This is a genomic window from Xenorhabdus entomophaga, assembly GCF_037996725.1.
Taxonomy (GTDB): domain Bacteria; phylum Pseudomonadota; class Gammaproteobacteria; order Enterobacterales; family Enterobacteriaceae; genus Xenorhabdus; species Xenorhabdus khoisanae.
Window position 1 is genome coordinate 1 of record NZ_JBBMXH010000109.1, and the last position, 14,089, is coordinate 14,089.

The window sequence follows — 14,089 nt, forward strand, 5'->3', positions numbered from 1 at the left end:
CCACTGGCGACGCTTTATCACTTGGACTAAAGAGACAATGGAGCATGAGCTAAATACGTTATTGGGAAGTTATGGCAACAAATTTGCAATTAATTTCTCTTGAGGACTTATCAATAAATCCCATCGTTTTTTCATTTAACACGCTCCGCTTTTATTCACATTACTCATTATAATTAACTTCATATTAGATGAATAAAAAAACAACCAAAACATAACATATGGTTATTAATTTGTGTAAATTATTTTAATAAGGTTATTTTTTTCGTTGTTTTTTTTCGGAGTTTATATATATTACTGCGCGAATTATAAAACAAAGAGATATCTATAATGAAAAAAGTACTATTAGTTTCAGCGATGATTGCTGGATTATCTATTGCTTCATTTACTGCAAGCGCAAATAAAAAACACACCATCTCACTCGGCTATGCTCAAACCAGTATGACGCTGAAAGTTATGGCAAATAATGAAAAGCCCTCTAAAGACCCAAGAGGCCTCAACCTGAAATACCGTTATGAGATTAACGATAATTGGGGTGTTATCGGCTCGGTCACGCAAACCAAGCTAAATCTTTACTACGCGCCTAAGCCTGTAAATAAAAAAGGCCGTAACGCTGATGAGAGTATTACTTATAGTTCAGTGATGGCAGGTTCAACATACCGTTTTAATGATTATATCAGCGGTTATACCTTGCTTGGTGTCGCTAATATTAAAGATCACCAGAAAACGCTTTCAAACACGACCGAAAAGAAAACAGCTCTTGCCTACGGGGCCGGCTTACAATTTAACCCAATATCAAATGTTGCTGTTGATGTTGCCTACGAATATTCACATTTGAAACAGGCTAAAGCAGGAACATGGATGGTTGGCGTTGGCTATCGTTTCTAATTTGCTCTATTAAATAGCTATCCCAAAACAACACTCTGAATATTTAACAAATACTTAAATATTTTGAGTGTTGTCAGGTGGCCTGATTATTGATGGCAAAGTAATTATTTTTACTCATTATCTTGTTATAAAAGGTATCTTTATCCTTTAATTATCTGTATCGGAATTCGGTATATGATAGAGTAAATTCTGGTCAATTCACTATTCCAACTCAGCTACGCGCATTCTGGCTGTATATGTAAATAACTTTAAAAAACCCATATGGAAAAAGTTTATTAATGTCTAAAATTAAACAATTAAATTAATTTATTATTATTCCAACTTATATATTGTTTAGTCTATCAGATTGTTAGTAATTAAATTATACTTTTTAAATAATATATAATCATAAATTTATTTTATTACCAAACGGGGCCATAACTCCAACTTATTGACAGTGACGAATGTTCAGGTTATGTCTCTCTATGCGTTGTCTATAACGCTTGCCGCTCACATGAAGTTCCCCTGCCAGCTCAACAACTTTAAAAGCAAACCGAACATACAAGTTGCTACTCGGTGCCCTATTTTTTATGCAGATGATCTTTCTATGAGTGATTTTTATGAAATCACTGTTGGTTTTATAAACCAGAAATAGCCGGATCACACCGTGAGAAGGCTTGTGACAACAATTTAGGTTAGGTTTGGTATTAGATCTAGATCTCACAATTATGTAATTAAAATACATAAATGATGGCGTTATAACCTGATTTGATTAAATAATAGAAGCTGAATCGAGGCATTTTATGAAAATTAATTACAAAAAAGTCTTTTTTTGATTAGAGGAATAGGGTAAAGTTGTCGGCGTAGGGTACAGAGGTAAGATGTTCTATCTTTCAGACCTTTTACTTCACGTAATCGGATTTAGCTGAATATTAGCTGCCCCAGTCATCTCTTTTGACTGGGGCGTTTTTTTATGTCCGATTTATACAGGCGAGAATGTAGTGAATGCAGCGGAAGTTATTCCGCTTCAATGGCAGGTTGATTGAACCAAAGATCAAGTTTTTGCTCGAGTTTATCGATACCGAACTTTTTCAGAGCAGAGAAGTATTCGACCTGAACATCGCCATCCAGAGAAGTCAATTCCTGACGGACTTTCGCCAGTTGGCTCTTACGGGCACCGGATGCCAGTTTATCGGCCTTAGTCAGCAATACCATGACAGGAACCTGCATCACGACAGCCCATTCGATCATCTGCATATCCAGATCTTTCAGCGGGTGACGGATATCCATCAACACTACCAGCCCTAACAGGCATTCACGTTTCTGGAGATATTCTCCCAAGGCTTTCTGCCACTTGCGCTTCATTTCTTCCGGCACTTCAGCGTAACCATAGCCCGGCAAATCCACCAGACGGACACCGTCTTCCACTTCGAATAAGTTGATCAACTGAGTACGGCCGGGGGTTTTACTCGTGCGCGCAAGGCTTTTCTGGCGGGTCAGTGCATTCAGGGCACTGGATTTACCCGCATTTGACCTACCGGCAAACGCGACCTCAATGCCCACATCTTGAGGCAGGTGGCGAATGTCAGGTGCACTCGTGACAAAGTGGGTCATGTGATAGTTGTAGCTTTTGATGGTCAAAATGGTCATCTCCCTGAGGAATACACGAAAATAGCGCGGTGATTATACCGAGAGCTGCCGCTTGTGGACAGGTGTAACTTTATTTTGACATTTATACCGCTATTATTCTGATAATGAACGGCGCAGATAATCAGCAAAAAGCGAGTGTAAATCGCTCTGTGCTGCAACATGCAAAACAAGCTGAATGGCTGGAACGCTGGGCACGCCATGTTGGGTTGATAATACATACAGGCCATCGGTTAATGCCCTGCGTGGCAATAGCCCAACCCCTAATCCGTGTTCTACTGCGTTCCTTATGTTTTCAAATGAGGAACTGACATATGCAAAGAAATACGGTTTATTTATATGCTCCAGTGTCTTTATAGCATATTTGCGAATAACGCAGCCCTCGGGAAAAATAACCAGAGGAATTTCCTGAAGCTCGTTGAAATACACAGCTTTTGAAGCAACCCAGTGCAAGGAATCAATAAGCAGAATGCTTTTATTATTGGCGTTGGTTGGCTGCCCTGCTATTTCTTTCGTAATGGCCATATCTAGTTGCCGTTTTTCCAATAAAGCAGAAAGGACAGGTGATGATCCTGTGGTGATCGCTATTTTTAATTCGGGATGTTCAGCTAAACACCAAGAAATCACTTTGTGTAGGTTTGTAATGCTGAAATCGTCAGGTACACCGAGTGCAATTTTGCCCCTCAACTGGAATTTTTTCACCGCTTGTAGTGCTTGGGTCATACGAGAAAGAATATCCTTTGCCGCAGGTAAAAGCTGCTTTCCCTCATCTGTTAATCCAATAACATAGCCCTGACGCCGATCGATTAAACGACAGCCAATATCTTCTTCAAGCCGTTTAATGCTGAGGCTAAGTGTAGATTGTGTACGCCCCAATTCTTCGCCGGCTTTAGCAAAACCGCCATGTGCAGCAACAAACACAAAGGCACGCAGTTGTTCAAGCGTTATACCGCGCCCATCAAAACGATCAGTACGAATATCCAGCCTCATAGAGTCGCCCTTGTTATCATCATTGATAAATTCAATGATAAGAAAGAAATTATTTATTTAACAATACTGCATGATTGTCGCAACATGACCAAAAAAGTTAGCCAACATTTATTTTAGATAGCTGGACAAAATCTAATACACCAGGGAATTTCCGAAACGTTATATAAAAATTCATGTGGAATCACCTCAAATGTTTATGATAGTCGCACCAATATTTCTGGTTATATTTATCGGATATTGTTTTGGGCGCTTGCGTCCTGATAGCGGGCTTTCTGATAAATTAATCAATGATTATGTGCTTTACATCGCACTCCCTGCTTTATTGTTCCTTGCCATTGCCCGTGCAGATATTAGTGAGCTGCAACAGTGGGGATTTATAGCAGCAAGTCTTGCTGGTATTGGTGCTGCGTATGTTTTAGGAGTGCTGGTAGCAAAAATCATGGGGATTAGTTTGCCGCAATCGTCGATCTTAAGCATGGGAGCGTGTTACGGCACAACAGGATATATGGGCGTTCCAATCCTGATTTCTGTCTATGGTGAATCCGCTGCACTTCCTGCTGCCATCGCCACGATTCTGCATAATATCCCTGCTATTATGGCTGTCATCATTACTTACGATATTTTTTCTGCACGCCAATCGGGCAGCAAAATATCTATTAGCCAAAGTCTCGTTGGTGCATTAAAGACAACATTGAGCAACCCTCTGACCCTTTCAGTTATTGCGGGATTGGTCTTCGTTTGCTTTGGTATTCCTGTTCCAAAATTCTTGCAATCATTTGCGGAGTTTTTAGGTAATGCCGCAGGCCCAACGGCATTATTTGCTTTAGGGTTGGGGTTATCCCGGCTTAAAGTCAAAGAGCATATCAACAGCGGTGCGTTAAAATTAGCTGTGCCGATGTTGTGCCTTAAACTAGGCATACAGCCACTGATTACATTTATCTGCGCTTACTATCTATTTGGTATGCAACAGGCAGGTAATATCTGGCTGATTGCCGCGATTGTCATGGCTGCACAGCCTATCGGGGCGGGAGTTTATGTTTTTGCCAATAAATATGGTTTCAAACAGGAAGTTATTTCCCTCTCCATTATCATTTCTCTACTTATTGCATTAGTGACAATACCTACCATTTTGCAATTGTTTCCTGCCTAAACTTGGATGGGAATTTCAGTTCCCATTACCGCCACTTATTAAGTGAATCAATGTGATTATGGTGTCCTTCAGCCCGGAAAACGCCCCAATATAGCGGTTATTCTTAAATTAACTCTTGCGCAAATATGCGAATATAAGAGCCGTATAGATAGATTTTCCCTCTATTTCCCTAAAATACTCGTAAATGTAGGTAAATCTTTGGAACTTAGTTCTATTGGGAATTACACTTAATAAGTTTTGTTGTTATTAATCTTATTGTTGACCTCAAAAATAAAGGAACCATCAATGTTTAAACGTATTTTTGTGTCGCTTATCACTGCATGTGCTATCAGTGCAGTGGCTGTTCCAGCATTGGCTGCCGAAACTCACGTGAAGCTGGTAACATCAGCCGGAGAAATCGAAATTGAGTTGGACAGCAACAAAGCGCCAATTTCCACCAAGAATTTTGTTGAGTATGTCAATGAGGGATTTTATAACAACACTATTTTTCATCGTGTTATCCCCGGCTTTATGGTTCAGGGGGGCGGCTTTACAAAAGATATGAAGCAAAAAACCACCAGAGCGCCAATTAAGAATGAAGCAGATAATGGTTTGCGTAATCTGCGTGGCACTATCGCCATGGCACGTACCGCAGATAAAGACAGTGCGACCAGCCAGTTTTTCATTAACGTGACTGATAATGCTTTCCTTGACCACGGTCAGCGTGATTTTGGTTATGCCGTTTTTGGTAAGGTCGTAAAAGGTATGGATGTCGTGGATAAAATTTCTCAGGTCAAAACAGAAAATGTTGGGCCTTACCAAAACGTACCTGTGAAACCTATTGTGATTTTGTCAGCTAAGGTTGAGTCTTAATCGTTTTAGCAAGAGGTAATCGGTATTCGGGTAATCATTATTGATTGTTTGAATACCGTTCGTATTCTCTCCCATCTCCTTTCTCCACCGTTGTTCACTATAGCGGTATAAGTAACATAGTGGTATAAGTGACGCAGTTGGTTAGGGATTTTCTGTGCCACTATTTTAAAAATCCTTCTGTGGTATGATGATTCCCCCGTTGCCGTTGATACTGCTTTACCTGATTTTACCGTAATACAGAATACATAATGCCCCAATGGGGTAGGGCAACTTATAAGACTATAAAATCAGTAGGATATACTCCTATGTTATTAATAATAGATAATTACGATTCTTTTACATTCAATTTATATCAATATTTTTGTGAATTAGGGACAGAGGTGTTAGTTAAGCGTAATGATGAGTTACAGCTTGAAGATATTGAAAGATTAGCACCTACACATTTAGTGATTTCTCCCGGGCCTTGTACGCCAAATGAAGCAGGGATTTCTCTGGAAGCGATTTCACATTTTGCCGGGAAACTGCCTATTTTGGGCGTGTGTCTGGGGCATCAGGCGATAGGCCAGGCTTTTGGTGCCAGCGTTGTCAAAGCCCGTGAAGTGATGCACGGAAAAACTTGCCTGCTCCATCATTGCCAGCAAGGGGTATTTAAGGGATTGGATCATCCACTGACCGTTACACGTTATCACTCGCTGGTGATTGCTGCTGAAACGCTTCCTGCGTCATTTGAAGTGACGGCATGGAGTCAGCGCAATGGCGATGTGGATGAAATTATGGGAATACGTCATCGTACTTTGCCATTGGAAGGGGTGCAATTTCACCCGGAAAGTATTCTTAGTGAGCAGGGACATGAGTTGTTGAATAATTTTCTTAAGTATTAGCCGGATATTATCGGTAATCCCTCACTCGTTTTTTTATTTGCCTCTATTTGATTTTTTATTCATATTTAGTGACTATTATTTCACTTCGGTGTGGCAAATAGAAAAATAAGGTGAGGGAAATGCTAGAAAACACAGCAAATAGCCGGAATACTTATGATCAGGTTATGTTGCCAATTTATGCGCCAGCGGATTTTATTCCTGTCAAAGGGCAAGGTAGCAGGGTCTGGGATCAGCAGGGCAAAGAATATATCGATTTTGCCGGTGGTATCGCTGTTTTGGCTCTGGGGCACTGCCATCCGGCCTTGGTAGCGGCTCTGAAACAGCAAGGTGAAAAATTGTGGCATGTCAGCAATATTTTCACCAATGAACCCGCCTTAACTTTAGCGAAAAAGTTGATTGATGCAACGTTTGCACAGAGAGTATTTTTCGCTAACTCCGGAGCGGAAGCTAACGAAGCGGCATTTAAACTGGCCCGTCGTTACGCGATTACCCGCCATCATCCCCATAAAACCAAAATTATTGCTTTTCATCATGCGTTTCATGGACGCACATTTTTCACTGTTTCGGTGGGAGGACAGCCGAAATATGCCGAAGGGTTCGGGCCTAAACCAGCGGATATTGTACACGTTCCTTTTAATGATCTGGATGCTGTCAGAGCGGTAATCGATGATGACACCTGTGCCGTTGTTCTGGAGCCGATTCAGGGAGAAGGTGGTGTTATGCCTGCAACGGCAGAGTTTCTTTATGGGGTGCGGAAGTTATGTGATAAGCATCAGGCGCTACTGATTTTTGATGAAGTCCAGAGTGGAATGGGGCGTACAGGCAAGTTGTATGCTTATCAGCATTATGGTGTTCAACCGGATATTCTGACGACGGCAAAAGCATTGGGAGGAGGCTTTCCGATTAGTGCGATGCTAACGACAGATACGATTGCGACAGCGATGGAAACAGGCGCGCATGGAACAACTTATGGAGGCAATCCGTTGGCTTGTTCTATCGGTTGTGCCGCTTTGGATATCATCAACACACCAGAAGTATTGGCGGGAGTGGAAAAACGCCACGATATGATCATTCATGCACTGGAAAAGATGAACCAAAAATACGGCATCTTTCATGAATTCCGTGGAAAAGGGTTGCTTATTGGCGCTGTATTGAAAGTGGAGTATCAAGGCAAGGCCGGAGAGATATTGCAGCAAGTGGCGGAACACGGATTGATGCTATTGAGTGCGGGAGACAGTATCTTACGCTTTACGCCATCATTAATTATCGCTGAGGATGAGATAACAGAAGGCATGGCGCGGTTGGATATGGCGATATCGCGATGGTTAAATCAATAAATGGTTGAATCAATAAAATAACGGCCGGGAGAAGCAACAAAAAAAGCCAGTGCGGATGTAATAAATTGCACTGGCTGAATTTCAGGTTTATCGGGAACTAACGTGTTCCGTAAACAACAATAGTTTTACCATGTGCAGAGATCAGGCTTTGATCTTCCAGCATTTTAAGAATGCGACCGACTGTTTCACGGGAGCAACCCACAATTTGCCCAATTTCCTGACGGGTAATTTTGATTTGCATACCATCAGGGTGAGTCATGGCATCAGGTTGTTTAGCCAGATTGAGCAGCGTCTGGGCGATACGGCCTGTAACGTCCAAAAAGGCCAGGTTGCCTACTTTTTCGGAAGTTGTTTGTAGACGACTTGCCATCTGAGCAGATAAACGCATCAGAATGTCAGGATTAACCTGAATTAACTGGCGAAATTTCTTGTAGGAAATTTCAGCCACTTCACAGGCGCTTTTGGCTCGCACCCATGCAGTACGTTCTTGCCCCTCTTCAAATAATCCAAGTTCACCAATGAAATCCCCCTGATTTAAATAAGAGAGGATCATTTCTTTACCTTCTTCATCTTTTATTAGAACAGCAACCGAACCTTTAACAATGTAGTAAAGCGTTTCTGCTTTCTCACCTTGATGAATAAGCGTGCTCTTGGATGGATATTTGTGAATATGGCAGTGTGACAAAAACCATTCAAGAGTAGGGTCTGTTTGTGGCTTGCCGAGAACCATTCGCTTTATCCTCTGTTGTTATTTCTGCCTTTATGATGTGAGAAACAGATGGTTTCTCTTCAGGCTAGCTTTATAAAGTCAATAGCTTAACATATTAACTTGCTGAAAAACTGACAAGCAGGAATTTTATATGGATTATAAGAATGCCAAAGTGATGGCATATTGATCTCACCCCATATAACTTGCCAATCTCGCTTGTAACCTTGTTTGTAACACAGGAAAACGTTTCTGTCTTCCCCTGTATCGCTTCAGCATATTAAACCGGTTGCCAGATTACCAGAAATCTGTTTAGAGAGGTTATTTTATTGACAGTATATTTATTAATTCTGAACAGCGTTTCCGTAGTGATGAGCTTTATGCAGCTTCACTGTTCTGGCTAAAACTGATTTTTATCAGCCACTTTATTATTGCAAGAACGACTTATTTATTTAAATAAAACAGACAACATTATTTTTTGTTGTCTGCTTTATTTAAAATAAAATGCAGTTTAGGTCATGAAATTTTTTGGCCTTCCAGTAATTGCTTAACGATCGGCGCCATAATTAACTCCATCGCCAGTCCCATTTTTCCACCCGGAACAACAATGGTATTTATACTGGAAATAAATGAACCCTGAAGCATCGCCAGTAAATATGGAAAATCAATTTGGGTTAGGTCACGGAATCGAATCACGATAAAACTTTCGTCCAGTGACGGAATAGCCTTGGCGGAGAAGGGGTTAGATGTATCAACCGTAGGAACGCGCTGGAAATTTATGTGGGTGCGTGAAAACTGGGGGGTGATATAGCGGATATAGTCATCCATTGAGCGGACAACGGAATCCATAACGGCTTCTCTGGAATGCCCGCGTTCGCTGGTGTCACGGATGAGTTTCTGTATCCATTCAAGGTTAACGATAGGCACAACACCAATCAGCAGGTCAACATGGCTGGCGACATTGTGTTGTGGCGTGACAACACCGCCATGCAGACCTTCATAAAACAGAATATCTGTATTTGATGGCAGGGGTTCCCACGGTGTGAAAGTGCCCGGTACCTGGTTATAGGGTACGGCTTCATCGTAGGTATGGAGGTATTTTCGACAGCGACCGCTGCCGGTTTCCCCATAATCAGAAAATGCTTTTTCCAGCATGCTGAAATCATTGGCTTCTGGCCCAAAGTAACTGATATGCCTGCCCTGTTCTCTCGCTTTGCGGATCTCAGCATCCATTTCAGGACGAGTGTAACGATGGAAACTATCCCCTTCAATGGTTGCGGCAGTCGCGCCAATTTGCTGGAAAATCTTGCGGAAAGCCACACTGGTGGTCGTTGTTCCTGCTCCACTGGAGCCAGTAATGGCAATGACAGGATGTTTGGCAGACATGAACAGATTCCTTATCAATAAAAATTGAGTTATCTTTATTTTAATCAGTCAGTTAGAGTGAATAAAACAAGTCAGGCTTTATGGGCGGAACATCTCTTTGGGCATGATATTGACGGTTTCATGTAACTCAGACCATACCAGCAGAACCTCACCTCGTTCAAGTTGGCGTTTAACATCCTGTACTTTTTGTTCAAGTGTTTTTTCTTGTTCGCCGTAATCTGTGCCTTCCCGCAAGACAAAACTTTCTATCAGGCTAAGTAGTGTTTCAGTTTCCAGTTGTTGCCACGGAATTATCATTGTGGTTGTTCCTGATGTGGTAATTCATAATGAATTGATTTCATGATTAGTCATCTTGTGTGTGGAATAACATACTGTTATTTTTCTTGAAAGGAAATGTTGACCATTTGGGTGAGGGGAATCTACCCATGACTGTAAGCCTGATCTTATCTCTTAGTACGTTTATGTTTATTTCTGCGGTGACGCCGGGTCCAAACAATATGTTGTTGACATCATCGGGTGCCAATTTTGGTATTCGTCGCTCCATTCCGCTTTGCTTGGGTATTGTTTTGGGGATGCAGACAATTTTGTTGCTGTCTGCTTTTGGTGTCGCGGCGTTGTTATTGATTTACCCTGCCATACATACCGGCCTCAAAGTGCTTGGTAGCCTGTATTTACTCTGGCTGGCATGGAAAACAGCGACTTCGCATTATAAGCGCTTGGATACCTCAATGCCGTCAATGCCACCTATCAAAATTTATCAGGGGTGGTTGTTACAGTTCCTGAATCCCAAAACATGGCTGATGGGATTGGGAGCGGTCAGTAGCTACAGTCTGGCAGGAGAGCAATATGGCTCTTCCATTTTAACCATTGGCATAGTGATGTTATTTTCCAGCATTATCGCAGGTGCGGTCTGGCTTATGCTCGGTTCACTGATTGGCCGATTGCTGCGAAGCCGTCACTCGTGGTTTATGTTCAATATTGCAATGGGTATTCTGACCGCCGCTTGTGTACCCTTAATATGGTTAAATTAAGGCGGGTCTGACCGAATCAGTCCAGATCGATATTTTTGCTCCCGAAGAATATCGTCAGCATAAAGCCAGCGATATAAGCGACAATCAGCCCTGCACCATATATTGCCATCCCGGTAAATATACCGCTGTTGGATGTCATTAAGGGCAGGGCGACTAGCCCGGAAGGGCCGAAAACACTATTTAACCCGACAGGCCAGCCCCACCAGGCAATCAGGCCGATAAAAAATCCTCCTGCCGCACCACCGAGGCAAGCGGTCACAAAAGGCTTTACGCGGGGGAGGGTGACACCATAGATCAAGGGTTCACCAATCCCCAGAAAGCCCGGAATGATGGCACCTTTAATTTGAGTGCGAAGCAATGAGCCTTTTTTGGCTTTCACATATAACGCCAGAGCAGAACCTACCTGACCAGCTCCTGCCATTGCCAGAATGGGAAACAGAGAGTTGAATCCTTGTGCATCCATCAAGGCAAAATAGACAGGAACGAAGCCCTGATGCACGCCAAACATGACCGCGATTAAGAACAATCCCGCCAAAACAGCCGTACCGAATGGGTTGCCATTCAAATTCATAAACAGCCATGACATCGCAGTAAACAAGTAACTGCCGACAGGCATAATAATGATAAAGGCAACGGCTCCCATGATAAGCAGGGTGATAGCAGACGTCAGGATCATATCCAGATCAGAGGGCATGATTCTGCGGATCTGTTTTTCTACCCAAGCGCCGAGAATACAGGCGATCAGAACGCCAATGATATTGCCCCGGGGATCGATGGAAAAACCAAAGAAGTTGTTGATACCAGAATAGAAACCGCTGGTGGCTTCGGCGTTATAGCCCAGTACAAACAGGGATGCGATGATGGCACCGTTAACGCCTGATCCGCCAAAGGCTTTTTGTGCATTGTAGCCAATCAGGATGCTCAGAAAACTGAACATGCCTTTGCTGAAGATTTTCATATAGCCGACTATTTCCACCAATATGGCGTCGGGATTTTCGGCTCCTTTGATAAAAACCTGCTCCAGCAAGGTAGCAAAACCTAATAACAGACCGACGGCGATAAACCCGGGGATTAAGGGAGTAAAGATGGTGGCGAATTTAGCCAGAAATTTATGGACTGAGCTGGTTTGCTTTTCTTTAAGGTGCTTCTTGTTGGAAAAGGCAATTTCTTTTAGTGTGTCAGAATGTGGCTCTGAATGGCTGAGATGATGTGATTCACTTAATAAAGTATTCATCATGTCCGCCGCTGTCTGGGCCTTACCGGGGCCAAGGACAATCTGGAGTTGTTCATCACTTTCTATGACGCCCAATACCCCGGTGATTTTTTTTAATCTGGCCTTATCGACAAGTGAATCATCGCGCAGAGTCAACCTCAGGCGGGTCATGCAATTACCGCAGTGAGCAACGTTACCAGCCCCGCCAATGGTGTGAAGTATTTCGACCAGCATATCCTGATTAATTTTAGTCATTTAGAACCCCTTAAGAGAGGTAATGATTATCGGTCTTTCGAGATAGCGGTAGCTGGCCGGATAAATCCTTGGTGCTCTGCCAATAACACTTTGGCTTCTTCGGCACTGATGCCCGATAAAATCATCACAATTGCGGTCTTGCAGTGACCATTACAGGCATTCAGGGCATGTTCTGCTATTTCCCTGCTGCACTCAGTGGCTGCCATGACAATATTTTTCTGACGTTCGATTAATTTGGCATTGGTGGCTTCCACATCGACCATCAAATTTCCATATACCTTGCCAATGCGGATCATGGCACCGGTCGTAATCATATTCAGTACGAGTTTTTGTGCCGTACCTGCTTTCATACGGGAAGAACCGGTCACCACTTCCGGCCCCACGACAGGGGTGATAGCAATATCAGCCAATTGCACCATTGGGCTGTCTGGATTGCAACTGATGCAGGCTACGGTGGCACCGGCCGATTTGGCATATTCCATTGCCCCTAATACATAAGGCGTCCGACCGCTGGCAGCGATCCCCACCAGGACATCTCTCTGATTAAATTGTAGTGCCTTAAGATCATCTGTGCCTAATTGACGATTATCTTCGGCATTTTCTACCGCTTTTAGAATTGCCTGATGCCCACCCGCAATTAAACCGACCACTTGTTCTGGTTTCGTGCCATAAGTTGGGGGGCATTCACTGGCATCCAAAATACCTAAACGCCCGGATGTTCCCGCTCCGCTATAGATTAAGCGTCCACCCTGACGAAAGGCTTCGGCGACTTTATCAACGACACAGGCAATTTGGGGCAGGGTTTTTTCAACGGCGATAGCGACTTTTTTATCTTCATCGTTGATAACGCGCAGCATATTGAGCGTCGATAACTGATCAATACAGGTACTGGCGGGATTGCGACTTTCAGTCACCATTTTGCTCAAGTCAATTTTCATCATTTTTCTGCCGTTATGCCATGAGAAGTCAGGAAGTGATTTGATATCTATTGGGAACGATTGCGCATAAACGCCAGACTATCGTACTAACAATTTGAGATAAAATATAGACGCTATTTATTCAGCAGTATGAAAGGCATGCAGTAATTACTGCTAAGTTTCTATCCATAAATAATGACCAATAAAATATATTAAGAATAATAAGATTACTTTTGGTTATCAGGCAATAATAATTTTTCATTACGCATAATGATAAAACTTTTCCTAATGTATGTTAAGTGCATAGAAATATTGTTTTTTTTAAGTTTATCTGACGTCTAATACTTAAAAGCTGCTCAATGGCTCATATTTTATGAGGTGTTTATATATGGACTCGTACATGAGTAATAAGTTCATTCGATTCGGGATTTTTATATATTCTTTATTTTTACCCTTTATATCCGTGAGTGCTCTGGCTGTGGGTGAAAGCCAACCTGAGCATCAGATGAAAGAAAGATTTTTACCGAAAACAGAAAATGAAGCGAACAGAGATAATAATGAGGATGTGAAAGCGGAGTTGATTGCCCAAGGCCTGCAAAAGGTTAGCGGGATGTTGTCATCCTCGCCGTCGCAACTGACCGAACAGGCCAAATCTTACGCGCTGGGTAAATTAAATAGCACAGTCACCGGTGAGGCACAAAAATGGGTCATGAACCCAATAGTTAGATCGTTTAGAAAAAGTAGTATTCACGCGATGCTCGACTTTCGTGGTGAGTTGAAATGACATAGCCGCTCCTTTATAACTTTAAGTCGCCAAACTGAGAGAAATAAAGGAACAAAGGCTATGTCACAGCAAGATT

General features: G+C 42.5%; 16 protein-coding genes. 8 read left to right on the forward strand and 8 right to left on the reverse strand.

All coding sequences use genetic code 11. The features are described from left to right. Positions 1–327 precede the first annotated feature (327 nt). Positions 328–885, forward strand: a complete 558-nt coding sequence (locus AAC854_RS18430; protein WP_340618397.1) for an Ail/Lom family outer membrane beta-barrel protein — start codon at positions 328–330, stop codon at positions 883–885. 427 nt (positions 886–1,312) lie between these two features. Here AAC854_RS18430 and AAC854_RS24370 read toward each other — a convergent pair whose 3' ends face one another. Next, positions 1,313–1,609 (reverse strand): IS1 family transposase, encoded by a 297-nt coding sequence (locus AAC854_RS24370; protein ID WP_422824102.1) that lies wholly within the window; start codon positions 1,607–1,609, stop codon positions 1,313–1,315. Between the two features lie 136 nt (positions 1,610–1,745). Between AAC854_RS24370 and spfP the strand changes: the two genes are divergently transcribed. Beyond that, positions 1,746–1,793, forward strand: coding sequence for a small protein SpfP (gene spfP / locus AAC854_RS24740; protein WP_438361642.1), 48 nt, complete (start codon positions 1,746–1,748; stop codon positions 1,791–1,793). Between the two features lie 88 nt (positions 1,794–1,881). On the opposite strand, the gene yihA is transcribed toward spfP, so the two are convergent. After that, positions 1,882–2,505 carry a ribosome biogenesis GTP-binding protein YihA/YsxC gene (gene yihA, locus AAC854_RS18435; protein WP_340618398.1) on the reverse strand — a complete coding sequence of 208 codons (624 nt, stop codon included), beginning with the start codon at positions 2,503–2,505 and terminating at the stop codon, positions 1,882–1,884. A gap of 102 nt (positions 2,506–2,607) precedes the next feature. Then, positions 2,608–3,501: a LysR family transcriptional regulator gene (locus tag AAC854_RS18440; protein ID WP_340618399.1), complete on the reverse strand. Its 894-nt coding sequence runs from the start codon at positions 3,499–3,501 to the stop codon at positions 2,608–2,610. 190 nt (positions 3,502–3,691) lie between these two features. Here AAC854_RS18440 and AAC854_RS18445 point away from each other — a divergent pair, with 190 nt between their 5' ends. The 4 genes from AAC854_RS18445 (at position 3,692) to AAC854_RS18460 (ending at position 7,721) form a co-directional block, all read left to right on the forward strand. Further along, positions 3,692–4,651 (forward strand): AEC family transporter, encoded by a 960-nt coding sequence (locus tag AAC854_RS18445; protein WP_340618400.1) that lies wholly within the window; start codon positions 3,692–3,694, stop codon positions 4,649–4,651. 285 nt (positions 4,652–4,936) lie between these two features. Beyond that, positions 4,937–5,503, forward strand: a complete 567-nt coding sequence (gene ppiA / locus AAC854_RS18450; protein ID WP_340618401.1) for a peptidylprolyl isomerase A — start codon at positions 4,937–4,939, stop codon at positions 5,501–5,503. 305 nt (positions 5,504–5,808) lie between these two features. Continuing rightward, entirely contained in the window at positions 5,809–6,384 is a 576-nt protein-coding gene (locus AAC854_RS18455; RefSeq protein ID WP_047964415.1) for an aminodeoxychorismate synthase component II, read from the forward strand. 119 nt (positions 6,385–6,503) lie between these two features. Next, positions 6,504–7,721, forward strand: coding sequence for an aspartate aminotransferase family protein (locus tag AAC854_RS18460; protein WP_340618402.1), 1,218 nt, complete (start codon positions 6,504–6,506; stop codon positions 7,719–7,721). A gap of 97 nt (positions 7,722–7,818) precedes the next feature. Here the strand turns inward: AAC854_RS18460 and crp are convergent, their stop codons facing one another. The 3 genes from crp to AAC854_RS18475 form a co-directional block, all read right to left on the reverse strand. Next, positions 7,819–8,451: a cAMP-activated global transcriptional regulator CRP gene (gene crp / locus AAC854_RS18465; RefSeq protein ID WP_086954621.1), complete on the reverse strand. Its 633-nt coding sequence runs from the start codon at positions 8,449–8,451 to the stop codon at positions 7,819–7,821. 492 nt (positions 8,452–8,943) lie between these two features. Further along, on the reverse strand, positions 8,944–9,813 hold the full coding sequence (locus AAC854_RS18470; protein WP_047964417.1) for a phosphoribulokinase: 870 nt from the start codon (positions 9,811–9,813) through the stop codon (positions 8,944–8,946). Between the two features lie 78 nt (positions 9,814–9,891). Next, positions 9,892–10,110: a YheU family protein gene (locus AAC854_RS18475; RefSeq protein WP_340618403.1), complete on the reverse strand. Its 219-nt coding sequence runs from the start codon at positions 10,108–10,110 to the stop codon at positions 9,892–9,894. Between the two features lie 128 nt (positions 10,111–10,238). Here AAC854_RS18475 and AAC854_RS18480 point away from each other — a divergent pair, with 128 nt between their 5' ends. Further along, positions 10,239–10,844 carry a LysE family translocator gene (locus AAC854_RS18480; RefSeq protein WP_340618404.1) on the forward strand — a complete coding sequence of 202 codons (606 nt, stop codon included), beginning with the start codon at positions 10,239–10,241 and terminating at the stop codon, positions 10,842–10,844. Positions 10,845–10,860: 16 nt separating this feature from the next. Here the strand turns inward: AAC854_RS18480 and murP are convergent, their stop codons facing one another. Together murP and murQ are read right to left on the reverse strand one after the other, a co-directional pair. After that, positions 10,861–12,312 carry a PTS N-acetylmuramic acid transporter subunit IIBC gene (murP, locus tag AAC854_RS18485; protein WP_340618405.1) on the reverse strand — a complete coding sequence of 484 codons (1,452 nt, stop codon included), beginning with the start codon at positions 12,310–12,312 and terminating at the stop codon, positions 10,861–10,863. 26 nt (positions 12,313–12,338) lie between these two features. Beyond that, positions 12,339–13,250: an N-acetylmuramic acid 6-phosphate etherase gene (gene murQ / locus AAC854_RS18490; RefSeq protein ID WP_340618407.1), complete on the reverse strand. Its 912-nt coding sequence runs from the start codon at positions 13,248–13,250 to the stop codon at positions 12,339–12,341. A 379-nt stretch (positions 13,251–13,629) separates the two neighbouring features. Between murQ and AAC854_RS18495 the strand changes: the two genes are divergently transcribed. Further along, positions 13,630–14,013: a hypothetical protein gene (locus AAC854_RS18495; protein ID WP_340618406.1), complete on the forward strand. Its 384-nt coding sequence runs from the start codon at positions 13,630–13,632 to the stop codon at positions 14,011–14,013. Positions 14,014–14,089 lie beyond the last annotated feature (76 nt).

Excerpts from the sequence above, each read along its gene's own strand:
- AAC854_RS18430 (WP_340618397.1), top strand. The coding sequence starts at position 328 with ATGAAAAAAGTACTATTAGTTTCAGCGATGATTGCTGGATTATCTATT.
- AAC854_RS24370 (WP_422824102.1), bottom strand. The coding sequence starts at position 1,609 with ATGTATTTTAATTACATAATTGTGAGATCTAGATCTAATACCAAACCT.
- AAC854_RS18440 (WP_340618399.1), bottom strand. The coding sequence starts at position 3,501 with ATGAGGCTGGATATTCGTACTGATCGTTTTGATGGGCGCGGTATAACG.
- AAC854_RS18445 (WP_340618400.1), top strand. The coding sequence starts at position 3,692 with ATGTTTATGATAGTCGCACCAATATTTCTGGTTATATTTATCGGATAT.
- ppiA (WP_340618401.1), top strand. The coding sequence starts at position 4,937 with ATGTTTAAACGTATTTTTGTGTCGCTTATCACTGCATGTGCTATCAGT.
- AAC854_RS18455 (WP_047964415.1), top strand. The coding sequence starts at position 5,809 with ATGTTATTAATAATAGATAATTACGATTCTTTTACATTCAATTTATAT.
- AAC854_RS18460 (WP_340618402.1), top strand. The coding sequence starts at position 6,504 with ATGCTAGAAAACACAGCAAATAGCCGGAATACTTATGATCAGGTTATG.
- crp (WP_086954621.1), bottom strand. The coding sequence starts at position 8,451 with ATGGTTCTCGGCAAGCCACAAACAGACCCTACTCTTGAATGGTTTTTG.
- AAC854_RS18470 (WP_047964417.1), bottom strand. The coding sequence starts at position 9,813 with ATGTCTGCCAAACATCCTGTCATTGCCATTACTGGCTCCAGTGGAGCA.
- AAC854_RS18475 (WP_340618403.1), bottom strand. The coding sequence starts at position 10,110 with ATGATAATTCCGTGGCAACAACTGGAAACTGAAACACTACTTAGCCTG.
- AAC854_RS18480 (WP_340618404.1), top strand. The coding sequence starts at position 10,239 with ATGACTGTAAGCCTGATCTTATCTCTTAGTACGTTTATGTTTATTTCT.
- murP (WP_340618405.1), bottom strand. The coding sequence starts at position 12,312 with ATGACTAAAATTAATCAGGATATGCTGGTCGAAATACTTCACACCATT.
- murQ (WP_340618407.1), bottom strand. The coding sequence starts at position 13,250 with ATGAAAATTGACTTGAGCAAAATGGTGACTGAAAGTCGCAATCCCGCC.
- AAC854_RS18495 (WP_340618406.1), top strand. The coding sequence starts at position 13,630 with ATGAGTAATAAGTTCATTCGATTCGGGATTTTTATATATTCTTTATTT.